This window comes from Actinomadura xylanilytica (assembly GCF_030283145.1).
Lineage (GTDB): Bacteria > Actinomycetota > Actinomycetes > Streptosporangiales > Streptosporangiaceae > Spirillospora > Spirillospora xylanilytica.
The window spans coordinates 520,576-545,462 of the sequence record NZ_JASNWE010000004.1 but is presented as its reverse complement, the minus strand read 5'-3'; the positions used below and the strand labels follow the sequence as shown (position 1 = coordinate 545,462).

The following is a 24,887-nucleotide window of genomic DNA, read 5'->3' as shown; positions in this document are numbered from 1 at the left end:
GGCCGTGCTTCGTCATGCCTTCTCGACGAGTTCGGTGAGCACCCCGTGCGCGTCCTTGGGGTGCAGGAACGTGATCCGCGACCCGAGCGAGCCGCGCCGCGGGCTGTCGTACAGCACCCGCACGCCCTTCTCCGCGATCCCGTCGGCCTCCTCCTGCACGTCCCCGTCGGTGCCGAACGCGATGTGGTGCACGCCCTCGCCGTTCTTCGCCAGCCACTTGGCGACGGTCGAGTCGTCCCGGATCGGCTCGATCAGCTGGAGGTAGCTGGCCGCGCCGTCCCCGGTCTCGTTGATCTTGAGCATCGCCTCCCGCACGCCCTGCTCCTCGTTCACCTCGAAGTGCACGTCGGTGAACCCGTAGGTCTCCCGGTAGAACTCCACGGTCGCGTCCAGGTCGTGGCAGGCGATGCCAATGTGGTCGATACGGGTCAGCATGGGCGATTCTCCTCGTGGTGATGCTGCCGGACGCCGGCGCCGGCGCGGCGGGACGGACGCGAGCTTCTGCTGGGTATGGTGGCAAACGTCGCCGCCGGACCCTCGTGGAGGCCCCCTTATGACCGCCAAGTCAGTGATCGTCGCCGGAGCGCGTACCCCCATCGGGCGGTTGCTGGGCTCCCTGAAGGACTTCTCGGCCGCCGATCTCGGAGCGCACGCCGTCAAGGCGGCGCTGGAGCGCGCGGGTGTCTCCGGCGACCAGGTCGAGTACGTGATCCTCGGGCAGGTGCTCCAGGCCGGCGCGGGGCAGATCCCGTCCCGGCAGGCCGCGGTCAAGGCGGGCATCCCGATGACCGTCCCGTCGATCACGATCAACAAGGTCTGCCTGTCCGGGCTGGACGCCATCGCGCTGGCCGACCAACTCATCCGGGCCGGCGAGTTCGACATCGTGGTCGCGGGCGGGATGGAGTCGATGACCCAGGCCCCGCACCTGCTGCCGAAGTCGCGCGGCGGCTACAAGTACGGCTCGGTCGAGGTGCTCGACCACATGGCCCACGACGCGCTCACCGACGCGTTCGACGGTGTCTCCATGGGCGAGTCCACCGAGCGGCACAACACCCGGCTCGACATCTCCCGCGCCGAGCAGGACGAGTTCTCCGCCCGTTCGCACCAGCGCGCCGCGGAGGCGATCAAGAACGGGGTGCTCGACGACGAGATCGCCCCGGTCGAGATCCCGCAGCGCCGCGGCGAGCCGGTCGTCTTCGCCGCCGACGAGGGCGTCCGCGGCGACACCACCGCCGAGTCCCTCGGCCGGCTGCGCCCCGCGTTCAGCAAGGACGGCACGATCACCGCCGGTTCGTCCTCGCAGATCTCCGACGGCGCCGCCGCCGTCGTGGTGATGTCCAAGGCCAAGGCCGAGGAGCTCGACCTCACCTGGCTGGCCGAGATCGGCGCGCACGGCAACGTCGCCGGCCCGGACAACTCGCTCCAGTCCCAGCCGGCCAACGCGATCAAGCACGCCCTCGGCAAGGAGGGCCTGGCGGTCGGCGACCTGGACCTGATCGAGATCAACGAGGCGTTCGCCGCGGTCGGCGTCCAGTCGATGCGCGACCTCGGCGTCGGCCCCGACAAGGTCAACGTCAACGGCGGTGCCATCGCCCTCGGCCACCCGGTCGGCATGTCCGGCGCGCGGATCGCCCTGCACCTGGCCTACGAGCTCAAGCGGCGGGGCGGCGGCGTCGGCGCCGCGGGCCTCTGCGGCGGCGGCGGCCAGGGCGATGCCCTGATCCTCCGCGTCCCGTCGGCCTGACCTGCCGATCCCGGCCCGGCCGGTCCGGGCGGTCCGGCAGGTCCGGCAGGTCTGGCAGGTCCGCCCGGTCCGGGCGTCCGGGCATGGGGCCCGCCGCCGCTCACTGCGCGGCGGGCTCGACGGTGACGGTCTTGAAGCCGAGCGCCTTGAGCATGCCCTCCAGCATGACCTTGGTGTTGGCGTCCGCGCGTTCGCGCAGGCCGCCGTCCGCCGCGGCCGTCTGGATCTTCTGACCGGCCAGCACGTAGAGCTGCCGCTGGTCGTTGGGGTTGCCGCTGAAGAAGTCGCCGAAGCGGTTCAGCAGGCCGCGCTCGGTCGCGTAGACGTGGCTGTTCTCGGCGTCCAGGGTGGTCGGTTCGAGCTGGGCGCGCGGCAGCCGGACCGTCGCCGCGGTGCGGTCGGCGTTCACCGTGATCGCGCCGTTGGCCAGCTTGGCGAAGTCCACGTAGGCGTCGACGGAGCCGTGCCCGACGAACAGGGTGCGCGAGCCGCGCAGCGAGCTCGGCAGGAACCTGGCGTCCTTCTCCAGGTCCACGATGACCTGGAAGTTGCCGCTGGCGGCCTCGTAGCGGTGCAGGTCGCGGATGGACTGGAGCAGCACCGGGCCGCTGCGGTCCTTGGTCTCTTCGGCGAACGGGTTGATCCACTTGGGCAGGGCGCGCAGCGCCTGGAGCGCGACCAGCACCACCGCGACGGTGATCACGATCAGCAGCAGGGACGCGCGCACGCCGCGCCGGCCGGAACCGGCGGGGGCCGCCGGAGCGGCGGGGGCGGCGGCGGGGGCGGCGGGGGCCGCCTCGTCCTTCGATCGCTCGGATGCCATGCACAGGTGCATTCCCGGCAAAGCCGCCGGATCACCTCACTGGGCGGTGTCGGTCCGCACGCCGTCGGGCCGCCGCAGGTCGGTGTCGTGCCCGGCCTGCTCGATTTCCAGCAGCGACCCGCTCCGCAGGTGCGCCTCGTGCGCCGCCCGGCCGCCCCGTACCCCGAACAGCCGTTTGGTGAGGACGATGTAGAGGATCAGGCCGACATTGATGATCAGTGCGCCGATCCGCACCGCGGTGATCCGCTCGGACAGCTCGTAGATCTCCACCGGCAGCCCGAACGAGGTGGCGACCACCGCGAAGTACTCGCCCCAGCGCTTGAGCAGCCACAGCCCGACCGCCTCGATCAGCTCCACCAGCGCGTACACGGCCAGCGCGAGGGCCAGCCAGCGCAGCGTGGCCGGGCGCAGGTCGAAGACGTGCTGCACCGACTCCACGATCTTGGAGTGGTCCAGGTCCCAGCCGGCCTGGCCGGCGATGGGCCGGAGCAGCGGGATCTCCTTCTCGAAGATCCGCTCGATCGAGCCGCGGCTCGCGGCGAACCGCCACACCCCGTACGCGGCCAGCAGGATGATCAGGCCGCGGACCGCGCGCTCGAACGCGAAGAACCGCATGATGAACGCGTCGCGCAGCTCCTTGCCCCGCTTCACCAGGGGCGCCCGCTCGGCCGGGCCCGTCTCGTGCGGCTCGCCGTGCACGTACGTGCCGCAGCGCAGGCATCGCCACGCCTCGCCCACGGGCGTCTGGACGTGCAGGTGCCGGCGCAGCGGCGGCTCGTCCGGTGCGTAGGTGATGTGCCCCTTGCGCGCGCATGTCAGCAGGCTCCAGTCCACCTCGTCAGGGTAGAGGCCGGTCCTCTCCGCCCTTCGGCGCAGGTGTGAGCAGGGCCATAGCCAGGACGGAAACCCCAGGTGGGTGCCGGGCGTTGACCGGTCGTGGACATTGTGCGTGCGTTCCGGATCGTCTCGATCGCCGAGGCGACCTCATTCCTGGTGCTGCTCCTCGTCGCCATGCCGCTGAAGTACGCGGGTGACGCGCCGCTGGGAGTCCAGGTGATGGGGCCCATCCACGGGATCCTGTTCCTCGCGTACGTCGGCATGGTGTTCGTGGCCCGTGAGCAGCTCCGCTGGGACATCAAGCGCACGGTGGTCGCCCTCATCGCCTCGGTGCTCCCCGTCGCGCCCTTCCTGGTGGAGCACTACTGGGCCAAGCCCGCCGAACGGTCGGTCGTCGAGCCGGCGGAGAACCGGGCGGCCTGAGCGCCGTCCACTCGAACTTCTGCATGGCCGCGGCTGGCCTGGGGGGTCCTGTCGTGGCCATGCAGAGGATCCGTTTCAGGATCCGTTCCCGTTCCCGTGCGCGCCGATCGCCGCAGCGCGCGGGTCGTGCACGTCCGGTCCGCGTACGGCCGGTGTGCGTACGCCTGGTTCATGTACGCCCGGTCCGTGCTTGTCCGGTTTCGGTGCGCGGCCCGGCAGCGGGCGCGTGGTGCGCGGCTTCGGCCGCGACGGCATCGGACGCGGCGGGATGGCACGCGGGGTCAGCACGCGTGGTTTCGCCGGCCGCGGAGTGACCGGGGCCATCAGCGGGCGGAAGTCGCGCGCTCCGAGCGCGCAGTTCCGGTAGTCGGTGAAGTGGTCGCGCAGCCAGCCGCGCCGCCGCTGCTCGGTCCAGGACCCGAACCGCCGGGTCGCCCGCACGTCGGAGATGACCGGCGACCCCTCGCCCAGCAGCCAGGCGTCGATGAGCGCCCGGTAGTCGGCGGCTCCGGGCCGCGGCGGGGCCGCGCAGGCGCCCGCGCTGACCAGCCCGTCGCGGATCTGCCGCACGGCCCGTACCGCGAAGCCGGAGGTCAGCTCGTCGCCGAGATGGATGACCGCCACGCCGTTCGCCACCGGGACGGGCTTAGAACCGGGCCGCTGCTCCACCCGGGTGATCCGGCCCGGTGTCTGGCTCAGCCGCGCGGCCAGCGGGGTCGTCGCCGTCATGAGCGTCGGCAGCGCCTCGCGCAGCGCCGGATGCACGCAGATCGTCAGCGGCCAGGCGCTGCATACGGGGGCGATCGCGTCGGGCGCCGCGCTCTGCCCCTGGGTGAGCTGCAACCGCACCGTGGTCATGGCGGCCACCGTCAGCGCCAGCGCCAGCGGGACGATCAGCACCGCCCTGCGGGTGACCCAGGACACGTACGTGAGGATCAGTGCGGCCGACAGCCCGGCGGCGAGCAGCGTCTGATCGGCCTGGACGCGCGTGCGTAGGACGGTGAACAGGTCAACGTGGCCGAGCGCCGCCGGGGGCAGCAGGCTCCACCAGGACGCGCCCGGCACCCGCAGCAGCGCCCACGCCCCGGTCGCGGCCAGCACCACCGCGGGGGTGGCCCGGTGCGGGACGATCCGTCCGGCCAGGTAGCCGGCCACCACGTGCAGGACGAGCGCCGCCCCGCCCGCGAGCAGGCCCAGCGGATGCGGGTGCCCCGCCTCAGGCGGCAGCATCGTCAGCGCCACGATCACGGACGCGGCAGCGGCGTAGGCCAGCAGGGCGGCGAGGGACAGCAGCAGCAGGTCGAGCAGGACGCCGGTGGCGGGGGAGCGCGCCGTGAGGTCGCGCAGGTAGTCGAGACGGCGCTCGCGCACCGCCGTCCAGGCGGCGAGCCCCGCGGCCACCGGCCCGAGTGTTCGCACCGAGTCGACCAGCGCGGCGATGGACGCGTCCCAGTAGGAGATGCCGGGCGTCAGGGCCAGCCACGCGGTGACGGTCCCGATCCCGGCCAGCAGCGGCACCGCGACGAGCAGTGCCGTGCGTCGGGCGTCGAGCCGGAGCACCCGCCCCAGCTCGGACACCCGTCCCAGCTCAGACACCGGCGCCGTTCCCGGCGGCGAGCCGCCGTGCTCGGAGCCGGGGGAACTGCGCGGGGAGCCGGGCCAGCGACGCCCGGCCGGGCAGGGGCCGCGCCGGCCCCCGCCGGCCCGGCCCCTGGCGTTCTGGTCCTTGGCGTTCCGGCCCCGGATGCTCGGCGCCCTGGCCTCCCGGTCCCGGTCCCGGCCGGCCGAGGCCCTGCTGGTCCGGCCGGGCCGGGGCCGGGATCTCCGGCGGGGCCCCGGACTTCGGCCGCGGCGGGGCGGCCGGGACCGTCCGGGCGGCCCGGGCGGCCCGGACGGGCCTTGGCGCGATCGGCTGCGTCGGGAGTTCGGTCAGCCTGCCCCGGGCGAGCGTGAGCAGGCGGTCGGACCACCCGGTCAGCGTGTCGGTGGTGCTCGCCGTGACCACCACCGTCGGGGCCAGCGAGCGGATCAGCGGGATCAGCTCGGCCATCGCCGCCGCGTCCCCCCGGGCGCCCGCGGACGCGTCCGGCTCGGGCGGGCCGCACAGCTCGCTGAGCGGGTCGTCGAGCAGCACCAGGTCGGGTTCGTGGACGCAGGTCGCGGCGAGCCCGGCCCGCAGCCGGGCGTCCGGCGGGAGCAGCGCGAGCTCGATGCCCGCGGCCTCGACAAGGTCGAGCCGTTTCAAAATCGACCGCACGGCGGACGCCCGCGTGCGTTTGTAGTACGCCGCGTAGGCGACGAACTCGGCCGCCGTCATGTTCTCCGCCCAGGAGAACCTGCCCGGCAGATATCCGATCCGAGCCCGCGCCGCGCGCAGGTCGGACGCGTTCCCGGTGTTGTACCCGAGAATCTCCAGCGCGCCGGCGTGAGGCCGGCGCAAGGTCGCGAACGTGGCCAGCAGAGTGGATTTACCGACACCAGGTGGACCGGCCAAGCCGACCACGCCCTCGGTGATGCCGAAAGCCACCGGGCGAAGGAGCCACCGCCCCCCGCGGCGGACACCCATTCCCCGGGCCACGATCGCGGAACGCTCCGCGATCACTTGTTTCCCCCCGTTGTTGTGTCATGCGATCGCGACGGGCCCCTGAGGTGCCCCGGTGGCTTTCCCCCCGCCACACGGTGCCCAACCGGTCTGGCCGGGCCCGTGAAACGGGTCCCGGCACCGGGCCTCTTTTGCCGTCGCACCATGCATCGACATCGTGACTATAACCACGCTTGGTGATCGCTGTCAGCAGTCTTTCTCCTGTTACAGCGGGGCGTCGGGATTCTTTGCCTTCCGAGCGAAGGTACGAATTCATGAAGCCTGGCAAATTTGTCCGCTCTGTCCGGACAGTGGCTTCGCGACGTTCATTCCGGGACCGCCGAAGTGCGGGAAAGGCGCACCAAAGCGGGGCGGGCGACCCATCGGCCGGCCCGGCGGGGGCGTCTCCCACGAGGCCGTGCGCTCCGCTGGGAGCGGACGGGCGCACGATGAGGGGTGGTCATGGGGCAGGATGGACCCATGCCTTCTCGGGACTTTTCGTTGCACGGGGCCGTTGATCTGGGGGCGCTCCAGGCGGCTGCCAAGAAGCAGCAGGAACGCGCGGCCCAGGGGGGCGCGGCGCCCGCGTCCGCGGCCGGCGGGCCGTACGTCATGGACGTCACGGACGACACCTTCAACACCGACGTGGTCGAACGGTCGCAGACCGTCCCCGTGCTGGTGGACTTCTGGGCCGAGTGGTGCGGGCCCTGCAAGCAGCTCGGGCCGATCCTGGAGAAGCTGGCCAACGAGGCGGCCGGCACCTGGGTCCTGGCCAAGGTCGACATCGACGCCAACCCGCAGCTCGGCGCCTACATGCAGCAGATGGGCGTGCGCGGCATCCCGTTCGTGGCGGCCGTCGTCGGCGGGCAGCTCCTGCCGTTCCTCAACGGCGCGGCCCCCGAGCCCCAGGTGCGGCAGGCGATCGACCAGCTCTTCGAGGCGCTCCGCAAGGAGGGCATCCTCCCGGACGCCCCCGCCGCCGAGCCCGCGCCGGACGACGCCGAGCCGCCCGCCGCCGAGTCGATCTACCAGGAGGCCGAGACGGCGCTCCAGGACGGCGACCTCGACGGGGCCAAGGCCGCGTTCCAGCGGATCCTGGCGAAGAACCCCCACGACGACGAGGCCCAGCGCGGGCTGGCGCTCGTCGAGCTGAGCCTCCGCGTGCAGGGGCTCGACGCCGAGCAGGTGCTCCAGAGCGCCGGGAGCCCGGGCGCGGACGTCCGCACCCAGGTCGAGGCCGCCGACGTCGAGATGGTCTCCGGCCGGATCGAGGACGCGTTCGCGCGGCTGATCGGCGTCGTGCGACGCGCCGCCGGCGACGACCGCGACACCGCGCGCCGGCACCTGCTGTCGCTGTTCGAGATCATGCCGCCGGACGACCCCCGGGTCGGCAAGGCCCGCCGGTCCCTCCAGGCGGCCCTCTTCTAGACCGCTGGAGCACGCGCACACGCGTCCCGCCCGTCCCGGGAACCCCGCTCGTCCCGCTCGTCACGTCCGCTGCTCCGGACCGTCCCCGGCCTGCCCCGGCGGAGCATGGGACTCCGGGGGAGCGGGCATGAAAGGGGGATGGGCGCACGCGTCGTGACGGTCTCCGCGACGTTCGGCTCGGGCGGGCCCGCCGTCGCGAGCGCCGTCGCCGCGCGGCTCGGCCTGCCGTTGGTGGACCGCGCGATCCCCGAGGCCGTCGCCGCCGAGATCGGCTGCACGCCGGCCGAAGCCCGCGCGCACGACGGCCAGGCCGAGACCGGCATCGGGCGCGTCCTGGCGGGCGCGGCCCGGCTGCCGAGCATCCCGACGGCCGGCATCGAGGTCTACCTGCCCGACCGGAGCGTGATCCCCGACGAGGAGTTCGTCGGGCGCACCGAGCAGGTCCTGCGCCGGGTGGCGGACGGCGACGGCGGCGTGATCCTCGGCCGGGCCGCCGCGGTGGTGCTGGCCGGACGCGCGGGCGCCCTGCACGTGCGGCTCGACGGCGATCGTGAGGCACGTCTCGCCCGGGTGGCGGACGAGGCCCGCAGCGGCGCGTCCGCCGCGGGACCGGCCGCCGCCGGGACGGAGCCGGCGGGTGCGCACGCGGTCGGCGGGACGTCCCAGCGTGCCGGTGAGCGTATGCTCGACGACGATGACCGCGCCCGTGCGGCCTACGTGAAGCATTTTTACGGGGCCGACCCCGCCGATCCGCGGCTCTACCACCTGGTGATCGACACCACGAGGCTGCCCGAGTCCGCCGCCGTCGACCTCATCGTCGCCGCGGCGCGGGCGGTCTGAGCTCGCGGCGCCCAACCGCTCGGCGGGCGACGGCCTCCGGACGCACCGTCCCGCGTGGGACGATGCGGCGCGGGACAATGACGTACCCGGTAGCAGAGGGAGCAGTGTCGTGGCGAGCGTGCCAAGCGTGTCGTACTCCATCACCGTCCGGCTGGAGGTCCCGGCCGGCGGCAAGGCCGTCAGCCAGATCACCCACGTCGTCGAGAACGCGGGCGGCATCGTCACCGCGCTCGACGTCAACACCGCCGGCCACGAGACGCTGCGCATCGACGTGACGATCGCCACCCGCGACACCGAGCACGCCGAGGCGATCGCCGGCGCGCTGGAGCAGATCGACGACATCAGCATCCACAAGGTCAGCGACCGGACCTTCCTGATGCACCTCGGCGGCAAGATCGAGATGCAGTCGAAGGTGCCGCTGCGCACCCGCGACGAGCTGTCGATGGCCTACACGCCCGGCGTCGCCCGGGTCTCGCTGGCCATCGCCCGCAACCCCGAGGACGTCCGCCGGCTGACCATCAAGCGCAACAGCGTCGCGGTCGTCACCGACGGCTCGGCGGTGCTCGGCCTCGGCAACATCGGCCCGGAGGCCGCGCTCCCGGTGATGGAGGGCAAGGCGGCGCTGTTCAAGCGGTTCGCCGGGATCGACGCCTGGCCGATCTGCCTCGACACCCAGGACACCGACGAGATCGTCCGGACGGTGCAGATCATCGCCCCCGCGTTCGGTGGCATCAACCTGGAGGACATCTCCGCGCCGCGCTGCTTCGAGGTCGAGGCCCGGCTGCGCGAGCTGCTCGACATCCCGGTCTTCCACGACGACCAGCACGGCACCGCGATCTGCGTGCTGGCCGCGCTGACCAACGCGCTGCGCGTCGTCGGCAAGCGGATCGGAGACGTCCGGATCACGATGGCCGGCGCGGGCGCGGCGGGCAGCGCGATCCTCAAGCTGCTGATGCACGCGGGCGCCCGGAACCTGGTGGTGTGCGACTACCTGGGCGCGGTGCACAAGGGCCGCGACGACCTCGACGACTCGCTCCGCTGGATCGCCGACCACACCAACGCCGCCGGCTACGCGGGCGACCTGCGCGGCGCGGTCAAGGACGCCGACGTCTTCATCGGGGTGTCGGCCCCCGGCATCCTGAACGGCGACGACATCGCGACCATGAACGAGGACGCGATCGTGTTCGCGCTGGCCAACCCCGAGCCCGAGGTGTCGCCGGACGAGGCCCGCGAGCACGCCGCGGTGGTCGCCACCGGGCGCAGCGACTACCCCAACCAGATCAACAACGTGCTGGCCTTCCCCGGCGTCTTCCGCGGCCTGCTGGACGCCCAGGCGGGCGTGGTCACCCAGGAGATGCTGGCGGCGGCGGCCAAGGCGCTCGCCGAGGTGGTCACCCCGGGCGAGCTCGGCCCCAACTACATCGTGCCGAGCGTCTTCCACGCGGACGTGAGCCCCCGTGTCGCGGGCGCCGTGCGCGAGGCCGCCGGAGGCCGTCCCCGCACCGAGGCGTGACGTTCACGGACCGGCCGCTCCAGTGGCGATGCCCCCGGGGCGACCGGCCGCCCGGTGTCAGGCGCCGTTCTTCTTGCCGAAGACCTGCTCGCGGCGGCGGGGCCAGATGCCGCCGTACCAGAAGATGATCAGGCCGGTGACCATCGCGGCGGCGCCGGTCGCGCCCCGCGCCCACAGCACCGAGCTGTCGGCGCCGGTGTGCGGCAGCCTGGTCGGCGGCGTCTTCTCCGGCGCCGCACCGGCCTTCTTGCAGTCGGCGGTGCGCGTCTTGGTGGTGATCTTCTCGTTCTTCCAGGTGACCCCGACCTGGGTGCGGCGGTCCTCGCGGAGCTTGATCGTGGTGGTCCGGGTCGCGCCGGGGCTGATCCGGCCGGCCACGTCCGCCGAGCCGTCGTCGCGGTGGATGCCGTAGTCCTCGGTCCGGGATCCGGTGTTGTGCACCGACACCGAGACCGTGCGGGCCGGGCAGTCGACCGCGGCGATCGTGGCGCTGAGCAGCTTGACGGGCTTGGCCGGCGGAGTCTTGCTCTTGTCCGCGGTCGGCGACGGGCTCGCGGAGGAGCCGGAGCCGGAGGGGCTCGGTGAGGCGGAGGTCGATGCGGGGGCGCCGGACGCCCTCGATTGCGACGACGTCGCCTTCATCAGTGCGGGGACGGCGATCAGTGCCCCGATGATGAAGAACACGGCTGCGATGACGACCCTGGGCAACTGCATCGCGCGTCCTCCCCGGCCCGCCGGACGGGACCGGGCGGGCGGCCGATGATTCTAGATCATTCTTAACCCTGGACCGTGCTGTGCCGATACCCCTGGCGTTAGGTCTGCGTAACAGGCTAACGACTGGGGGAGTGTGCCGCCCGGTGTCCCGGCAAAGCATGATGGAGACCATGGAAGACGGCATCAGGGTGGGGCTCCTGCTGGTCGCGACCCCCCAGCTGGACGATCCCAACTTCAAGCGCAGTGTCGTCCTCGTGGTGGAGCACGACAGGGACGGGGGAACTCTGGGGGTTGTCCTCAATCGGCCGACCGAGGTTCCCGTCGACCGGGTGCTCCCGCCATGGGCGGAACTGGTGACCGGTCCCTCGGTGGTCTTCCAGGGCGGTCCGGTGGCGCTCGACAACGCGCTCGCGCTGGCGCGGCTGCCGGGCGAGGACGAGCCGCTCGGCTGGCGGGCGCTGGACGGCGGCTCCGAGGTGTCCAGGGTCGGCCTGGTCGACCTGGACGCGCCGCCGGGGCTGCTGGCCCCCGAACTGCTCCAGTTCCGCGTGTTCGCCGGTTACGCGGGCTGGTCGTCCGGGCAGCTCCGCTCGGAGGTCGAGGAGGGCGCCTGGTACCTGGTGCCCGCCGAGGCCGGCGACGTCTTCGCGGGGGACCCCGACCGGCTGTGGCAGGAGGTGCTTCGCCGGCAGGACGGCGACCTGGCGTTCGTCTCCACTTTTCCGGAGGACCCGACGCTGAACTAAGGTGATGGCCTGAGGAGGCCAAGTGAGCACGAAGATCCTTCCCGAGAGCGACACCGAGCGCGATACGCGGCCGGACCTGTCGCACGGTGACGGCGACCATGAGCGGTTCGCCCACTATGTGAAGAAGCAGAAGATCACCGAGAGCGCGGTGACCGGATCGCCGGTGATCGCGCTGTGCGGCAAGGTCTGGGTGCCGAATCGGGATCCCAAGAAATACCCCGTCTGCCCGGAGTGCAAGGAGATCTACGAGACCATGAAGGCGGGCGGCGGCAAGGGCGACGAGTGACGGCGCGCGACGCGCCGATAGCACCGCGCCCGTAGGCGCGCTGTGCGATGATCCCGCGGTCGGCGGGGAACGATCGGCCGCGGGATCATGACGTTCTGATACGGGGGAGACATGGGGCGGGGTATCGGGGTTTCGCTATGCGCACTGTCGGTCACACTGTGTGCGATGTCGGTGGCCGCGGGTAGCGCCCGCGGGCCGGAGCCGGCGGGCCTGAGCAAGGCGGCGGCGCAAGGCGGGACGACGGCGCTGCGGGACGGGGCCGGGACGCGCGCGGCGGAGGCCGGTCCGTGCACGGGAGGCGAGGCCGGCGACGCGCGGCTCCGCCAGGCGTCCGGGCCGGGCGCCCGAGACCGGCACGACCTGGGGCGCGAGCAGGTGAACGGCATGCTCGCGGACCTGCGGCAGACGCTGGGCGGGCTGTACGGCACCGAGGACGAGACCGCGGTCGACGACGCCTCGCGCATGCGGGCCGCCCGTATCAGCGTCCCGGTGCGCTTCCACGTCGTCGCCGACGGGCGGACGGGGCGGCTGAGCCGTTCGTCCGCGCAGAAGCAGGTCGCCACGCTCAACGCGGCGTACGGTGGCCGCAAGGGCGGGGTCAACACCGGCGTCTCGTTCCGGCTGGCCGCCTACGACGTCACCTCCAACGCGCGCTGGTTCCGGCAGCCGCAGCGTTCCGAGCGGGAGATGAAGACGGCCCTGCACAGGGGTGGCGCGGGCACGCTCAACCTCTACAGTGCGCAGTTCAGCGCCGACGGCCTCGGGTACTCCACGTTCCCGCAGTGGTACCGCAAGAAGCGCGCGCTGGACGGCGTCGTGATCGACCACCGCAGCGTGCCGGGCGGCTCGTACGCCCACTTCGACCGCGGCTACACGGCGGTGCACGAGATCGGGCACTGGCTGGGGCTGTTCCACACCTTCGAGAACGGCTGCGACGCGCCCGGCGACGGCGTCGCCGACACTCCCTACGAGGCGGTGCCCGCCGAGGGGTGCCCGAAGTCCAAGGACACCTGCCCGCAGCCGGGCAGGGACCCTGTGCGCAATTTCATGAATTACGGCTGGGACGCGTGCATGCACGAGTTCACCGCCGGGCAGGGACGGCGGATCCGCGCAGCTTGGGCGGCCTATCGGGGGTCCCGGCACCGGTCCGGATCCGGGGCCGGGGGGAACGCCGCGGCTCGAAGTGTCGGTGGGGCTCGGTAGCCTTCAATGACCGTGAGCACCTTCGCCGCATCGAGCATGCCCCCAGCCTTCCCCGAGCGGGCCGCGTGGGGGACCGCCCAGTCCCTGCGCGCCTGGCAGGAACAGGCGCTGCGGGCCTACTTCGGAACGGACGGGAGGCAACCCGGTCCGCGTGACTTCCTGACCGTCGCGACGCCCGGCGCGGGCAAGACGACGTTCGCGCTGCGGCTGGCCCGCGAGCTGCTGGAGCGCCGCATCATCGTGGCGGTGACGATCATCTGCCCCACCGAGCACCTCAAGCGGCAGTGGGCCGAGTCGGCGGCGCGCGTCGGCATCAAGATCGACCCTGAGTTCCAGAACGCGCAGGGCTCGGTCGGCAAGGACTTCCACGGCATCGCGGTGACCTACGCCACCGTCGCCGCGCGGCCCGCGCTGCACCGCAACCGCACCGAGGCCCGGAAGACGCTGATCATCTTCGACGAGGTGCACCACGCCGGCGACGGGCTGTCGTGGGGCGACGCGGTGCGCGAGGCGTTCGAGCCCGCCGCGCGGCGGCTGTCGCTGTCGGGCACGCCGTTCCGCACCGACATCAACCCGATCCCGTTCGTCCAGTACGAGGAGGGCCCCGACGGGGTCCGGCGCAGCCGCGCCGACTACACCTACGGGTACGGCCCGGCGCTGGCCGACGGCGTGGTCCGGCCGGTGATCTTCCTGGCGTACGCGGGCGAGATGCGCTGGCGCACCCGGGCCGGCGACGAGATCACCGCGACCCTCGGCGAGCCGCTCACCCAGGACCAGATGTCGCAGGCGTGGCGGGCCGCGCTCGATCCCAAGGGCGACTGGATGACCCAGGTGCTGGCCGCCGCCGATCGGCGGCTCACCGAGCTGCGCCGCGCCATCCCGGACGCCGCCGGGCTGGTCATCGCGACCGACCACGAGGCGGCCCGCGCCTACGCCAAGAAGCTGCGCGCGGTCAGCGGGCAGGGCGCCACCATCGTGCTGTCGGACGATCCCACCGCGTCCAAGAAGATCAAGCAGTTCGGCGAGGGCGAGGACCGCTGGATGGTGGCGGTCCGGATGGTGTCCGAGGGGGTCGACATCCCGCGGCTCGCGGTCGGGGTGTACGCCACCTCGACCAGCACGCCGCTGTTCTTCGCGCAGGCCATCGGGCGTTTCGTCCGGGCCCGGCGGCGCGGCGAGACCGCGTCGGTGTTCCTGCCGTCGGTGCCGACGCTGATGGGCCACGCCGCCGAGATGGAGATCGAGCGCGACCACGTGCTCGATCGCCCGGTCCGCGAGGATGGGCTCGACGACGACCTGCTCGCCGAGGCCAACCGGCAGAACGACGGCCCCGACGACGTCGCGGGCGAGGAGCTGGCGTTCGAGACGGTCGAGGCGTCCGCCACGTTCGACCGGGTGCTGTACGACGGCGGCGAGTTCGGCATGCACGCCGAGCCGGGCTCGGCCGAGGAGGAGGAGTACCTCGGCATCCCCGGGCTGCTGGAGCCCGAGCAGGTGGGCGCGCTGCTCCGCAAGCGGCAGGCCGAGCAGCTCGCCAACGAGCGCCGACGCAAGACCGGCGACCCCCGGGTCGACCGCACCACCGCCGAGGACCTGGCCGTCCTGCGCAAGGAGCTTCAGGGCCTGGTCGGCGCCTGGAACCACCGCACCGGCCAGCCGCACGGCGTCATCCACAACGACCTGCGCCGGTCCTGCGGCGGCCCGGCCATCGCGCAGGCCAGCTCCGACGACATCAGCAAGCGGATCGCGAAGATCCGCGAATGGGCGACCAAACGCCGAAGCTGACCCGCCCGGCACCCGGGGCCGGGGCTGGATCAGCCTCCGGTCGTGCCGAGCGGCAGGGCGGTGAGGACGCGCCCGGTGATCTGCTCCGGGGTGCCGGTGATCGGGACGCTCAGGACGCCCTCGTCCGGGGCGGGCGGCTCCAGGTCGCCGAACTGGCTGTCGAGCAGGCCGGGCTTGAAGAAGTGCCCGGTGCGGTCCCGCATCCGCGCGGCGATCACGTCGCGGTCGCCGTCGAGGTGGACCGCGCGGACGCCGGGACGGCCGCCGGTCAGCCGGTCGCGGTAGGCGCGCTTGAGCGCCGAGCAGGTGACCACGCCCGGACGCCCGGCGCCGAGCCGGCCGTCGATCCAGGCGGCGATCGCGTCGAGCCAGGGGTCCCGGTCGGCGTCGGTGAGCGGCGTGCCGGCGGCCATCTTGGCGATGTTGGCCGCGGGGTGGAACGCGTCGGCCTCGGCGTATTCCCAGCCGAGCCGCTCGGCGAGCAGCCGTCCGACGGTCGTCTTGCCGCTGCCGGACACGCCCATGACCAGCAGGACCGAGGGCGGCGGGGCAGGGGATCCCGGGGGAGCGCCCATGGCGGTCAGGACCCCTGGACGGGGGCGCCGCTGAGCGTGACGCCCTCGCTCCGCAGCTCGTCCAGGGCCCGCTCGACCGTGGGCTCGGCCACGCCCGCGGTGAGGTCGAGCAGCACCCGGGTGGCCAGCCCGGCGCGGACGGCGTCGACAGCGGTGGCGCGGACGCAGTGGTCGGTCGCGATGCCCACCACGTCCACGGTGTCGACGCCGCGGACGCCGAGCCACTCGCCCAGCGGCACCTCGTCGTCGGAGACCCCCTCGAAGCCGCTGTAGGCGGCGGTGTCCCTGCCCTTGCTGAACACCGCCTCGATGGGGGCCAGCGCCAGGTTGGGGTGGAAGTCGGCGCCCGGGGTGCCGATCACGCAGTGCGGGGGCCAGGTGTCGGTGAAGTCGGGCGTTCCGGAGAAGTGCGCGCCGGGGTCGAGGTGGAAGTCGCGGGAGGCCACGACGTGCGCGTACTCGCCGCGGTGCGCGGCCACGTACTCGGAGATGGCGGTGGCCACGGCGGCGCCGCCGGGCACGCCGAGCGCGCCGCCCTCGCAGAAGTCGTTCTGCACGTCCACGATGATCAGAGCCTTGCCCATGATGCTCCTTGAGCCGGTCGCCCCGGATGTCCCCCGGACATAACGGGACGCTACCCCAGCCGCCACCTGGGACACTCCGCCGGTGCCGCCGGCCGCCCCGCCGCTGCCGCTGCGGCCCGGCTCCTCTTAGGCCCGCTCAGCGGCGCGGGCCGCCGTCGATGAACTCCGTGGGGACGGCCGGTTCGCCGCGGGAGAGCTGCATGGCGGTCGGCGGCAGCTCGCGCAGCGCCTTCACAAGGCGGTCGCGGGCGGCCTCCAGGCCCTCCCGTCCGACCACCACGCCATCGCGCACGAGCGGGACGTGCAGCGACCGGTCGCGCGGCCCCGGGGCCGGCTCGCCGGTGCTCACGACCTCGGCGTACGCCGTGCCGCGCGCGTCGACGCGCCGCACCGCCGACTTGCGGCCGCCCCGGCTGGGCTTGCCCACCGAGCGCTTGGCCACCGGGCGCATCGGCGCGCCCGGCTCGGGGCCGTCCGCGCGGGCGACGAGCTTGTAGACCAGCGACGCGGTGGGCGCGCCCGACCCGGTGACCAGCGAGGTGCCGACGCCGTACCCGTTCACCGGGGCCGCGCCGAGGGCGGCGATCCCGTACTCGTCGAGGTCGCCGGTGACCACGATCCGGGTGTCGTGCGCGCCGAGCGAGTCGAGCTGCGCGCGGACCCGCCGCGCCATCACGCCGAGGTCGCCGCTGTCGATCCGGACCGCGCCGAGCGCCGGACCGGCCAGCTCGACCGCCGTCCGCACGGCCCGTTCGACGTCGTAGGTGTCGATCAGCAGCGTGGTGCCGTCGCCGAGCGAGGCGAGCTGGGCCTCGAACGCGTGCCGCTCGCTGTCGTGCAGCAGCGTGAACGAGTGCGCGCTCGTCCCGGCGGTCGGCACGCCGTGGCGGCGGCCCGCCTCCAGGTTGGACGTGGTGGTGAACCCGGCGATGTAGGCGGCGCGGGCGGCGGCGACGGCGGACCGCTCGTGGGTGCGCCGGGACCCCATCTCGATCAGCGGCCGGTCGTTGGCCGCCTGCACCATCCGGGACGCGGCCGAGGCGATGGCGCTGTCGTGGTTGAGGATCGACAGGGCGAGGGTCTCCAGCAGGACCGCCTCGGCGAACGTGCCCTCCACCACCAAGATCGGCGAGTCCGGGAAATAGCAGTCGCCCTCGCCGTATCCCCAGACGTTCCCGGAGAAGCGGTACTTCTCCAGCCATCGCGCGGTCGGCTCGTCCACGATCCCGCGTCCGGTCAGGAAGTCCAGCTCCGCCGCGCCGAAGGTGAACGCCTCGATCGCGTCCAGCAGCCGCCCGGTGCCCGCGACCACGCCGTAGCGCCGCCCGGCGGGGAGCTGCCGGGCGAACACCTCGAACACCGCGCGCCGGTCGGCCGTGCCGCTGCGCAGCGCGGCCTGGAGCATCGTCAGCTCGTACTGGTCGGTCAGCAGCGCCGTGCCGTCACCAAGGTCCACATCTGGAACCCTACGACCCCGTGCGTGCACCATTGACGTGCAGGCCATCACACCCCGGGGCGCGCTGGGCGCATAGCATCGGACGCTATGGGCGGACCGACCTGACGGGAAGAGGGGGCGAAACGGCGATATGAACGCGGCCGTGAGCAGGGTGGCCGGTCCGAGGAGCGGAGTGAGCCCGTGAGCACAGCACCCGCGCCGGTCGAGCTGGAACGGCCGGACGCCAAGGAGGAGCAGCGCCCGGACCTGCCGTGGCTGGCGATCGTCTGGAACGACCCGATCAACCTGATGTCCTATGTCACCTACGTCTTCCAGGCCGTCTTCGGCTACTCCAAGTCCAAGGCCGAGAAGCTGATGATGGACGTGCACCACAAGGGCCGGGCCGTCGTGGCCAGCGGCACCCGCGAGGAGATGGAGCGCGACGTGGAGATCCTCCACTCCTATGGGCTGTGGGCCACCGTGAAGCGGGACGACTGAGCCGGCGAACGGTAGGCCGGCGAACGGGTGGACCGGTGAACGGGCGGACGGGCGGACGGGGAGCTGGAGCGAGCCGATGAGCACGGTGAAGAAGAACAGGAAGGGCGTCGTCCTGCGGCTGGAGGCCGAGGAGGCGGCGCTCGTGCACGCGCTGATGCGGCAGCTCGTCACGCTGCTCGGCGACGCGCCGGACGCCGACGACGAGCTGGCCTCGATGGGCATCGCCGAGCACGCGGTCAAGCCGGACGACCCGGTGCTGGCGCGGCTGTTCCCCGACGCCTACCGCGAGGACGGCGAGGCGGCGGGCGAGTTCCGCCGCTACACCGAGATGGGGCTGCGCGACGGCAAGCGCGAGGCGGCGAGCACGGTGCTGCGCACCATCGGGGACGCGCACGACTCGGGCGTCGACACGGTCCTCGACAAGGACGAGGCGCAGGCGTGGCTGCGGGCGCTGAACGACGTGCGGCTGGCGCTCGGCACCCGGCTGGACATCAGCGAGGAGTGGTACGAGGAGGCCGGCCGGCTCGACCCGCACGACCCCCGGACGGCGATGTTCGCGGCCTACGACTGGCTCACGATGCTCCAGGAGAGCATGGTCCGCGCCGTCTGGTAGCGCGAGGCGCGGGGCGCCCGGCCGCGTCCGGACGGCTGATCGCCGAATCGTCCGATCGTTACTCGATGTTCGGACGAAGTAGCGGTGTGTATTGCTATTTTGGCGGGCGAGAGAGTTCTCTCCAGAGGTAGCCGTGGCCCCGTCCCCCCGGCGGGCCTGCCTATCAGTGGAAGAGGGTGCCGGGTGACACCTGAACGGATCGCGCTGACCCCCGTCGGCGAGATGAGGTTCGGCCACCATCTCTGCCTCACCTACGACAGCGAGGAGGAGCGGCACGCCGTCCTCACCGCCTACGTCCGGGACGGCCTCCGCGCCGGTCACAAGGTCGTCTACCTGGCCGACGGGGAGAGCTCCGAGGCGGTGCTCGACCGGCTGGCCGGGGCGGCGGGCCGGGACGGGCCCGAGCTGAGGGCCGGCGCGGAGGCCGGGCACCTGGTCATCCGGCCCATCGCGGAGGCGTTCATGGCGTCCGGCCGGTTCGACCCCGACGACACCGTGGCGCTGCTCGGCACCGAGATGGAGGTCGCCCTGCTCCAGGACTACGCCGGGGTGCGGTTCGCCGGCGAGGCCTCGTTCTCGGTGCGCGGCTGGCCCGGCACCGACCGGTTCGCCGAGTTCGAGCAGAGCTGCCAGCGGGCGTTCCAGGCGCCGGGCAGCCGCGCGATGGCGCTCTGCCAGTACGACCGGCGCTGGTTCGGCCCAGAGCAGCTCAGGATCCTGGAGGCGTGCCATGACGGGCGGGTCCGGCCCGACGACCTCTACGCCGACGGGGTGCTGACCATCACGCCCATCTTCGGCCCGCCCGGCCTGCGGCTGACCGGCGCGGTCGACGAGTCCACGCTGCCGGGCCTGCTGGACGTGCTGCGCGCCGAGGCGACCCGCGCCGGGCACTACTGCCTCGACCTGTCCGGGCTGGAGTTCTGCGACCTGGAGGGGCTGCGGGCCCTGATCGGCGCGGGCGGGCAGGGCGCCGGCCTGGAGCGGCAGGTGATCCTGCGGGGCGTGCCCGCCTTCCTGGAGCTGATGATGAAGATCGCCGGCTGGGACTCGGCGCCCGGCGTCTACCTGGAGGGGGCCCACCGGTGAACGCCTTTACGGGAACGGGCATACCGGCCGCGCCAGCGGACCCGGCGCGGGCGGCGACCGATCGCGGCGGCCTGACGCACCAGGCCCTGCTCTACCGGTCCGACCGCGACTTCGCCGCCGCCGCGGTCCCGTTCCTGCGGGACGGGCGGCTGGCGGGCGACGTCCTGGTGGTGATCGCCTCGGCCGCGGCCCGCTGCCTGCTGCGCGAGCAGCTCGGCGCCGCCGACGCGGCCCGGATCGAGTTCATCGACCGGGCGGAGTGGTTCCGCGGCCCGATGCAGGCCCTGGCGTCCTACCACGACCGGGCCCGCGGCGACTGGTGGCCGCGGGGCCGGCTGCGCCTGCTCGCCGAGCCGGTCTGGACGGGCCGCACGCCGCTGGAGACCTGCGAGTGGAAGCGGCACGAGGCCGTCCTCAACGTGGTCTTCGCGGGCACCCCGACGGCGCTGATGTGCGCCTACGACGCCACGGCGCTGCCCGGCCACGTGCTGTTCGACGCCGCGCGCACCCATCCCGAGCTGGTCGACGGCGACGGCGTCCGGCAGAGCGGGAGCTTCACCGACCCGGCCGCCTTCTACGCCGAGTGCAACGGCCGGCCGCTGCCGCGTCCCCCCGACACCGCGGCCCGCCGGGGCTTCGCCGGCGGCGAGCTGCCCGGCCTGCGGTCGTTTCTGATGGTCGAGGCGGCCCGGCACGGGCTGGCGCGCGACCGGACGCTCCCGTTCGTGCTCGCGGCCAACGAGGTCGCCACCCACGTCATCCGCCACGGGGGCGGCGAGGGCGTCCTGTGGGTGTGGGCCGAGGACGGCGAGCTGGTCTGCGACGTCGACGACCCCAAGGGCGAGCTGGAGGACCGCTTCCTCGGCTACGCCCCGCCGCGCAGCGACCGGAGCGGCGACGGCGCCATGTGGGCGGTCCGGCGGCTGTGCCACATCGTCGAGATCCGCTCGGGCGCGGGCGGCTCCAGCATCCGCCTGCACCAGCGGCTGGGCGACGACGGCTGACCGCCCGCCCGCCGGCGGCCGGGCGGTCACCCTCCAGGCGCGGCGGGGCGCGCGGACGCGGCCATGGGCGCGTGCGCGGCGCTGACCGGGGGGATCGGGCGTCCCGCGGGGGCGGTAATCTGCGGGCATGCTGACGATCGAGCGAGAACTCGTCGACCGGATCGTCGCGCATGCGCGCGCCGATCATCCCGATGAGGCGTGTGGCGTGATCGCGGGGCCGATCGGATCCGACCGGCCCGTCCGGTACATCGCGATGGCCAACGCCGAGCGGTCCCCGACGTTCTACCGGTTCGACTCGCTCGAGCAGCTCAAGGTGTGGCGGGGGATGGACGACCGCGACGAGGAGCCGGTGGTGATCTACCACTCGCACACCGCGACCGAGGCCTACCCGTCCCGGACCGACGTCTCCTACGCGGCCGAGCCCAACGCGCACTACGTGCTGGTGTCGACCCGCGAGGAGGGCGAGGCGGAGTTCCGCTCGTACCGGATCGTGGACGGCGCGGTGACCGAGGAAGAGGTCAAGATCGTCGAGTCCTACGGCTGAGCCGCCGGGGGACGGCGCGGTTCCGGCCGGTAAACTGATGGTCATGTGGACGAACGAGCTGCGGACGGGTGCCCGATGCGGTATCCCGGCCGGCGTTCGGCCGCGTCCGGACCGCCTCACGCGAGCCTTCTCGCCCGTGCAGAGCTTCCTGTTCGGGCATTCGCGCGCCGAGGTCGTCTACGACTGTCGCTGACGCGCTGACCACGGCTGGAATTCCCCCGCGCCCCGCCCTGTTGTGATGCCGTGGGCGGGGAGCCCGTACGACCTGAAGGAGATCTTCGCGATGGCGATCGAGGTCCGGATCCCGACGATCCTGCGTAACCTCACCGACGGCGCCAAGGCCGTCGAGGGCAAGGGCGGCACGCTCGACGAGCTCATCTCGGACCTGGACGTCCGGCACCCCGGCCTGCGCGGCCGGCTGGTGGACGACAAGGGGCTGCGCAGGTTCGTCAACGTCTACCTGAACGACGAGGACGTCCGCTTCCTGAGCGCCCTGGAGACCCCGGTCTCCGACGGTGACAGCGTCACCATCCTGCCGGCCGTCGCCGGAGGGTGACCGGCTCCGACATGCGCTTCGACTCGCTGCTCGACTCGCTCGGCCGCACGCCGCTGGTGGGACTGCCCAGGCTGTCCCCCGGTGGCGGCGTGCGGCTGTGGGCCAAGCTGGAAGACCACAACCCCACCGGTTCGGTGAAGGACCGGCCCGCCTTCTACATGATCGAGAAGGCCGAGAAGGAGGGGCTGCTCAGCCCCGGCTGCACGATCCTCGAGCCGACCTCCGGCAACACCGGCATCTCGCTGGCCATGGTCGCCAAGCTGCGCGGCTACGAGATGGTCTGCGTGATGCCCGAAAACACCTCCGCCGAACGCCGCCAGCTACTGGAGATGTGGGGGGCGCGGATCATCCCCTCCCCGGCCGCGGGCGGCTCCAACGAGGCGGTGCGGGTGGCCAAGGGGCTGGCCGCCGAGAACCCCGACTGGGTGATGCTCTACCAGTACGGCAACGAGGCCAACGCGCGCGCGCACTACGAGACGACCGGCCCGGAGATCCTCGCCGACCTGCCGACCGTGACGCACTTCGTGGCCGGTCTCGGCACCACCGGCACCCTGATGGGCGTCGGCCGCTACCTGCGCGAGCAGGTGCCGGACGTCAAGATCGTCGCGGCCGAGCCGCGGTACGGCGAGCTGGTGTACGGGCTGCGCAACATCGACGAGGGCTTCATCCCCGAGCTGTACGACGACTCGGTGCTGACCACCCGGTTCTCGGTCGGGTCGGCCGACGCGCTGCGCCGCACCCGCGAGCTGCTGGAGCAGGAGGGCATCTTCGCGGGCATCTCCACCGGCGGCGCGCTGCACGCGGCGCTCGGCATGGCCCGCAAGGCCGTCCAGGCGGGCGAGCGGGCCGACATCGCGTTCGTCGTGGCCGACGGCGGCTGGAAGTACCTGTCCACCGGCGCCTACTCGGGGACCCTGGAGCAGGCCGAGGCGCGCCTGGAGGGCCAGCTCTGGGCCTGAGCTGTGTTTCAGCCCGGCCCGGCGTCCTCGCCTGGCGGCTCGGACGCCGACCTGGCTTGGACGAGCGCGACATCGCTTCGCGATCCGCCCGGTGAGGCTCGCCTCCGGCATCCCCTCACCGGGCAGGTAACGCGCTCGCGCGACGGCTGAGGCCCCCGGTCCGGCGTGCGGCGCCGGGGCAGGCTCCCAGGGTGGGGGAGCAGGGGCGGCGGGCCGGGGGTAGGGTGCTTTCCCGAACGTTGTTCTAGAAGCGTGCCGCCGAGGCCGTCGTCCGGCGCCGCGCGGGCGACCGGGAGAGTGCGGATGAGCAGGTTCGGCGACGCCACCGCGGTGACGCGGCTGGGAGGGGCCGGGGCCCCCGGCCGGGACGACGACGGGACGCCGCGCCGGTACGCGGCGAGCCTCGACCCCGCGTTCGGGTTCGCCGAGGCGATCAACGGCGGCTACCTGATGGCCGTGCTGGACCGCGCCGCCGTCGACGCCTCGCCGCACGAGCATCCGCTGTCGACCGCGACGAGTTTCCTGCGCGTCGCCGAGCCCGGGCCCGCCGAGGTGCACGTCGAGCCGCGCAAGACCGGCCGCACCGTCGCCACCTCTCGCGTCACGCTCGTCCAGGGCGGGCGGCCGGTTGTGGACGCGCTGGTCACCACCGGCACTCTCGACAGGGCCGCCGCCGCCGACTGGACCGGCGAGCCGCCCGAGCCGGCGCTGCCCCCGATCGACGCCTGCTCCGGCACCGAGCCGGCCGGGGACGAGGCGGGGTTCGCCGGGCAGGTCGACATGCGGTTCGACCCGGCCACGATGGGCTGGCTGGACGGGAACCCGAGCGGGCGCCCGGAGATCCGGGCCTGGTTCCGGCTCCGCGACCCGCACGAGCCCGACGGGTTCGCGCTGGCGCTCGCCGTCGACGCGCTGCCCCCGGTCGTGCTCAGCATGGGCGCCCGCGGCTGGGCCCCGACGGTCGAGCTGACCTGGCACATGCGCGCCGTCCCGGCGCCCGGCTGGCTGGCCGTGCACGGCGGCGGGCGGCTGGTCTCCGGCGGCTGGTTCGACGAGGGCGTGGAGATCTGGGACTCGTCCGGGACCCTGGTCGCGCAGAGCCGCCAGCTCGCCCGCCTCGGACGCGGCGGCCCGGCCTGAACGGCACTGTTCGGGCGGGTTCGGTCATCGGGGTCTGACCGCAAGGTCAGGTGAGGTTCGATTTCCGGTATGTGACCGTGTGATGTACGACGCATGACGCGCTGCCGCCGGGATTAGTCGCCTAGCCTTGAGCACCATGTCAAACGCGCCTATCGGGATCTTCGACAGCGGTTTCGGCGGACTCACCGTGGCCCGCGCGATCCTCGACCAGTTGCCCGACGAGTCGATCGTCTACCTCGGCGACTCGGCCCGCCAGCCCTACGGACCGCGCCCGATCGCGCAGGTCCGCGCGTTCGCTCTGGAGATGCTCGACGCGCTGGTCGACGAGGGTGTGAAGATGCTGGTGATCGCCTGCAACAGCGCCAGCTCGGCGATGCTGCGGGACGCCCGCGAGCGCTACGACGTCCCGGTCGTGGAAGTGATCAACCCGGCCACCCGGCGGGCCGCCCGGGCCACCGCCAACGGCCGGATCGGGCTGATCGCCACCGCGGCCACGGTGAACAGCCGGGCCTACGAGGACGCGTTCGCCGCGGCCCCGCACATCCAGCTGACCAGCGCCGCCTGCCCGAGGCTGGTCGACTTCGTCGAGGCCGGCCAGACCGTGGGCGAGGAGGTGCTGGAGGTCGCCCGCGGCTACCTGCGCCCGATCACCGACGCCGGCTGTGACACGCTCATCCTCGGATGCACGCATTATCCGTTGCTGACCGGCGCCATCTCGTATGTCGTCGGCGACGGGGTGACACTGGTCTCGAGCGCCGACGAGACCGCCAAGGACGTGTTCCGGGTGTTGCAGGATCAGGGGCTCTCCCGCGCGGAGCCCCTGCCCGCGCCGCAACACCGGTTCCGCGCCACCGGCGACCCCGCCGTGTTCGCCGCGCTCGGGCGCCGCTTCCTGGGGCCTGAGATCGGTTCGGTGGAGTCCGCCCTGAGCGAGGCCCTGACACCCTGAGCAAGGCTCTGACCACCTGAT

General features: G+C 73.0%; 27 protein-coding genes. 18 read left to right on the top strand and 9 right to left on the bottom strand.

The window, feature by feature from the left end; genetic code table 11:
* Positions 1-12: 12 nt before the first annotated feature.
* On the bottom strand, positions 13-435 hold the full coding sequence (mce, locus tag QP090_RS26340; protein WP_285942086.1) for a methylmalonyl-CoA epimerase: 423 nt from the start codon (positions 433-435) through the stop codon (positions 13-15).
* Between the two features lie 118 nt (positions 436-553).
* Between mce and QP090_RS26335 the strand changes: the two genes are divergently transcribed.
* On the top strand, positions 554-1,744 hold the full coding sequence (locus QP090_RS26335; protein ID WP_285942085.1) for an acetyl-CoA C-acetyltransferase: 1,191 nt from the start codon (positions 554-556) through the stop codon (positions 1,742-1,744).
* A gap of 100 nt (positions 1,745-1,844) precedes the next feature.
* On the opposite strand, the gene QP090_RS26330 is transcribed toward QP090_RS26335, so the two are convergent.
* Both QP090_RS26330 and QP090_RS26325 read right to left on the bottom strand, forming a co-directional pair.
* Positions 1,845-2,567 carry a DUF4230 domain-containing protein gene (locus QP090_RS26330; protein ID WP_285942084.1) on the bottom strand — a complete coding sequence of 241 codons (723 nt, stop codon included), beginning with the start codon at positions 2,565-2,567 and terminating at the stop codon, positions 1,845-1,847.
* A 36-nt stretch (positions 2,568-2,603) separates the two neighbouring features.
* Complete coding sequence (locus QP090_RS26325) at positions 2,604-3,401, bottom strand: DUF2127 domain-containing protein (protein WP_285942083.1); 798 nt, start codon at positions 3,399-3,401, stop codon at positions 2,604-2,606.
* A gap of 102 nt (positions 3,402-3,503) precedes the next feature.
* Here QP090_RS26325 and QP090_RS26320 point away from each other — a divergent pair, with 102 nt between their 5' ends.
* Entirely contained in the window at positions 3,504-3,827 is a 324-nt protein-coding gene (locus QP090_RS26320) for a DUF3817 domain-containing protein (protein ID WP_285942082.1), read from the top strand.
* 75 nt (positions 3,828-3,902) lie between these two features.
* On the opposite strand, the gene QP090_RS26315 is transcribed toward QP090_RS26320, so the two are convergent.
* Complete coding sequence (locus tag QP090_RS26315) at positions 3,903-5,423, bottom strand: hypothetical protein (RefSeq protein WP_285942081.1); 1,521 nt, start codon at positions 5,421-5,423, stop codon at positions 3,903-3,905.
* A complete protein-coding gene (locus QP090_RS26310; RefSeq protein ID WP_285942799.1) occupies positions 5,416-6,393 on the bottom strand; it encodes an ATP-binding cassette domain-containing protein in 978 nt (325 codons plus the stop codon). Before QP090_RS26310 ends, QP090_RS26315 begins: the two co-directional genes overlap by 8 nt.
* Before the next feature lie 516 nt (positions 6,394-6,909).
* Between QP090_RS26310 and QP090_RS26305 the strand changes: the two genes are divergently transcribed.
* The 3 genes from QP090_RS26305 (at position 6,910) to QP090_RS26295 (ending at position 10,189) form a co-directional block, all read left to right on the top strand.
* On the top strand, positions 6,910-7,836 hold the full coding sequence (locus QP090_RS26305; protein ID WP_285942080.1) for a tetratricopeptide repeat protein: 927 nt from the start codon (positions 6,910-6,912) through the stop codon (positions 7,834-7,836).
* A gap of 138 nt (positions 7,837-7,974) precedes the next feature.
* Complete coding sequence (locus QP090_RS26300) at positions 7,975-8,676, top strand: cytidylate kinase-like family protein (protein WP_285942079.1); 702 nt, start codon at positions 7,975-7,977, stop codon at positions 8,674-8,676.
* 109 nt (positions 8,677-8,785) lie between these two features.
* Entirely contained in the window at positions 8,786-10,189 is a 1,404-nt protein-coding gene (locus QP090_RS26295) for an NAD-dependent malic enzyme (RefSeq protein ID WP_285942078.1), read from the top strand.
* Between the two features lie 57 nt (positions 10,190-10,246).
* Here QP090_RS26295 and QP090_RS26290 read toward each other — a convergent pair whose 3' ends face one another.
* A complete protein-coding gene (locus tag QP090_RS26290; protein WP_285942077.1) occupies positions 10,247-10,903 on the bottom strand; it encodes a hypothetical protein in 657 nt (218 codons plus the stop codon).
* 170 nt (positions 10,904-11,073) lie between these two features.
* Between QP090_RS26290 and QP090_RS26285 the strand changes: the two genes are divergently transcribed.
* The 4 genes from QP090_RS26285 to QP090_RS26270 all read left to right on the top strand — a co-directional run bounded on the left by QP090_RS26285 (position 11,074) and on the right by QP090_RS26270 (position 14,923).
* Positions 11,074-11,649, top strand: coding sequence for a YqgE/AlgH family protein (locus QP090_RS26285; RefSeq protein ID WP_285942076.1), 576 nt, complete (start codon positions 11,074-11,076; stop codon positions 11,647-11,649).
* 22 nt (positions 11,650-11,671) lie between these two features.
* The gene (locus QP090_RS26280; protein ID WP_285942075.1) at positions 11,672-11,935 is read left to right on the top strand and encodes a DUF3039 domain-containing protein; all 264 of its coding nucleotides are present in this window, start codon (positions 11,672-11,674) and stop codon (positions 11,933-11,935) included.
* 165 nt (positions 11,936-12,100) lie between these two features.
* Positions 12,101-13,138 (top strand): zinc metalloprotease, encoded by a 1,038-nt coding sequence (locus QP090_RS26275; protein ID WP_285942074.1) that lies wholly within the window; start codon positions 12,101-12,103, stop codon positions 13,136-13,138.
* Between the two features lie 36 nt (positions 13,139-13,174).
* On the top strand, positions 13,175-14,923 hold the full coding sequence (locus tag QP090_RS26270; protein ID WP_285942798.1) for a DEAD/DEAH box helicase: 1,749 nt from the start codon (positions 13,175-13,177) through the stop codon (positions 14,921-14,923).
* Positions 14,924-14,952: 29 nt separating this feature from the next.
* Here QP090_RS26270 and QP090_RS26265 read toward each other — a convergent pair whose 3' ends face one another.
* From QP090_RS26265 to QP090_RS26255, 3 genes are all read right to left on the bottom strand, one after another.
* The gene (locus tag QP090_RS26265; RefSeq protein WP_285942073.1) at positions 14,953-15,498 is read right to left on the bottom strand and encodes a gluconokinase; all 546 of its coding nucleotides are present in this window, start codon (positions 15,496-15,498) and stop codon (positions 14,953-14,955) included.
* Positions 15,499-15,503: 5 nt separating this feature from the next.
* Complete coding sequence (locus QP090_RS26260; protein WP_285942072.1) at positions 15,504-16,082, bottom strand: nicotinamidase; 579 nt, start codon at positions 16,080-16,082, stop codon at positions 15,504-15,506.
* 136 nt (positions 16,083-16,218) lie between these two features.
* Positions 16,219-17,571 (bottom strand): nicotinate phosphoribosyltransferase, encoded by a 1,353-nt coding sequence (locus QP090_RS26255; protein ID WP_285942071.1) that lies wholly within the window; start codon positions 17,569-17,571, stop codon positions 16,219-16,221.
* A gap of 147 nt (positions 17,572-17,718) precedes the next feature.
* Between QP090_RS26255 and clpS the strand changes: the two genes are divergently transcribed.
* The 9 genes from clpS (at position 17,719) to murI (ending at position 24,866) form a co-directional block, all read left to right on the top strand.
* Positions 17,719-18,015 (top strand): ATP-dependent Clp protease adapter ClpS, encoded by a 297-nt coding sequence (clpS, locus tag QP090_RS26250; protein ID WP_285942070.1) that lies wholly within the window; start codon positions 17,719-17,721, stop codon positions 18,013-18,015.
* Between the two features lie 76 nt (positions 18,016-18,091).
* Complete coding sequence (locus QP090_RS26245) at positions 18,092-18,628, top strand: DUF2017 domain-containing protein (RefSeq protein ID WP_285942069.1); 537 nt, start codon at positions 18,092-18,094, stop codon at positions 18,626-18,628.
* Between the two features lie 183 nt (positions 18,629-18,811).
* Positions 18,812-19,714: an MEDS domain-containing protein gene (locus QP090_RS26240; RefSeq protein WP_285942068.1), complete on the top strand. Its 903-nt coding sequence runs from the start codon at positions 18,812-18,814 to the stop codon at positions 19,712-19,714.
* Positions 19,711-20,718 (top strand): sensor histidine kinase, encoded by a 1,008-nt coding sequence (locus tag QP090_RS26235; protein WP_285942067.1) that lies wholly within the window; start codon positions 19,711-19,713, stop codon positions 20,716-20,718. Before QP090_RS26240 ends, QP090_RS26235 begins: the two co-directional genes overlap by 4 nt.
* Before the next feature lie 127 nt (positions 20,719-20,845).
* A complete protein-coding gene (locus QP090_RS26230) occupies positions 20,846-21,262 on the top strand; it encodes a M67 family metallopeptidase (protein ID WP_285942066.1) in 417 nt (138 codons plus the stop codon).
* A 283-nt stretch (positions 21,263-21,545) separates the two neighbouring features.
* Positions 21,546-21,818: a MoaD/ThiS family protein gene (locus QP090_RS26225; RefSeq protein WP_285942797.1), complete on the top strand. Its 273-nt coding sequence runs from the start codon at positions 21,546-21,548 to the stop codon at positions 21,816-21,818.
* Positions 21,819-21,829: 11 nt separating this feature from the next.
* Entirely contained in the window at positions 21,830-22,777 is a 948-nt protein-coding gene (locus QP090_RS26220) for a PLP-dependent cysteine synthase family protein (RefSeq protein WP_285942796.1), read from the top strand.
* Positions 22,778-23,080: 303 nt separating this feature from the next.
* Positions 23,081-23,917, top strand: coding sequence for a thioesterase family protein (locus QP090_RS26215; protein ID WP_285942065.1), 837 nt, complete (start codon positions 23,081-23,083; stop codon positions 23,915-23,917).
* Positions 23,918-24,053: 136 nt separating this feature from the next.
* Positions 24,054-24,866: a glutamate racemase gene (gene murI, locus QP090_RS26210; RefSeq protein WP_285942064.1), complete on the top strand. Its 813-nt coding sequence runs from the start codon at positions 24,054-24,056 to the stop codon at positions 24,864-24,866.
* Positions 24,867-24,887 lie beyond the last annotated feature (21 nt).

What these genes read in the sequence shown, in the direction of transcription:
- murI (WP_285942064.1), top strand. Translation starts at nt 24,054, where the DNA reads ATGTCAAACGCGCCTATCGGGATCTTCGACAGCGGTTTCGGCGGACTC.
- QP090_RS26270 (WP_285942798.1), top strand. Translation starts at nt 13,175, where the DNA reads ATGCCCCCAGCCTTCCCCGAGCGGGCCGCGTGGGGGACCGCCCAGTCC.
- QP090_RS26330 (WP_285942084.1), bottom strand. Translation starts at nt 2,567, where the DNA reads ATGGCATCCGAGCGATCGAAGGACGAGGCGGCCCCCGCCGCCCCCGCC.
- QP090_RS26215 (WP_285942065.1), top strand. Translation starts at nt 23,081, where the DNA reads ATGAGCAGGTTCGGCGACGCCACCGCGGTGACGCGGCTGGGAGGGGCC.
- QP090_RS26225 (WP_285942797.1), top strand. Translation starts at nt 21,546, where the DNA reads ATGGCGATCGAGGTCCGGATCCCGACGATCCTGCGTAACCTCACCGAC.
- QP090_RS26335 (WP_285942085.1), top strand. Translation starts at nt 554, where the DNA reads ATGACCGCCAAGTCAGTGATCGTCGCCGGAGCGCGTACCCCCATCGGG.
- QP090_RS26290 (WP_285942077.1), bottom strand. Translation starts at nt 10,903, where the DNA reads ATGCAGTTGCCCAGGGTCGTCATCGCAGCCGTGTTCTTCATCATCGGG.
- QP090_RS26265 (WP_285942073.1), bottom strand. Translation starts at nt 15,498, where the DNA reads ATGGGCGCTCCCCCGGGATCCCCTGCCCCGCCGCCCTCGGTCCTGCTG.
- QP090_RS26230 (WP_285942066.1), top strand. Translation starts at nt 20,846, where the DNA reads ATGCTGACGATCGAGCGAGAACTCGTCGACCGGATCGTCGCGCATGCG.
- QP090_RS26300 (WP_285942079.1), top strand. Translation starts at nt 7,975, where the DNA reads ATGGGCGCACGCGTCGTGACGGTCTCCGCGACGTTCGGCTCGGGCGGG.
- QP090_RS26275 (WP_285942074.1), top strand. Translation starts at nt 12,101, where the DNA reads ATGTCGGTGGCCGCGGGTAGCGCCCGCGGGCCGGAGCCGGCGGGCCTG.
- QP090_RS26255 (WP_285942071.1), bottom strand. Translation starts at nt 17,571, where the DNA reads ATGGTGCACGCACGGGGTCGTAGGGTTCCAGATGTGGACCTTGGTGAC.
- QP090_RS26245 (WP_285942069.1), top strand. Translation starts at nt 18,092, where the DNA reads ATGAGCACGGTGAAGAAGAACAGGAAGGGCGTCGTCCTGCGGCTGGAG.
- QP090_RS26220 (WP_285942796.1), top strand. Translation starts at nt 21,830, where the DNA reads ATGCGCTTCGACTCGCTGCTCGACTCGCTCGGCCGCACGCCGCTGGTG.
- QP090_RS26310 (WP_285942799.1), bottom strand. Translation starts at nt 6,393, where the DNA reads ATGGGTGTCCGCCGCGGGGGGCGGTGGCTCCTTCGCCCGGTGGCTTTC.
- QP090_RS26260 (WP_285942072.1), bottom strand. Translation starts at nt 16,082, where the DNA reads ATGGGCAAGGCTCTGATCATCGTGGACGTGCAGAACGACTTCTGCGAG.
- mce (WP_285942086.1), bottom strand. Translation starts at nt 435, where the DNA reads ATGCTGACCCGTATCGACCACATTGGCATCGCCTGCCACGACCTGGAC.
- QP090_RS26285 (WP_285942076.1), top strand. Translation starts at nt 11,074, where the DNA reads ATGGAAGACGGCATCAGGGTGGGGCTCCTGCTGGTCGCGACCCCCCAG.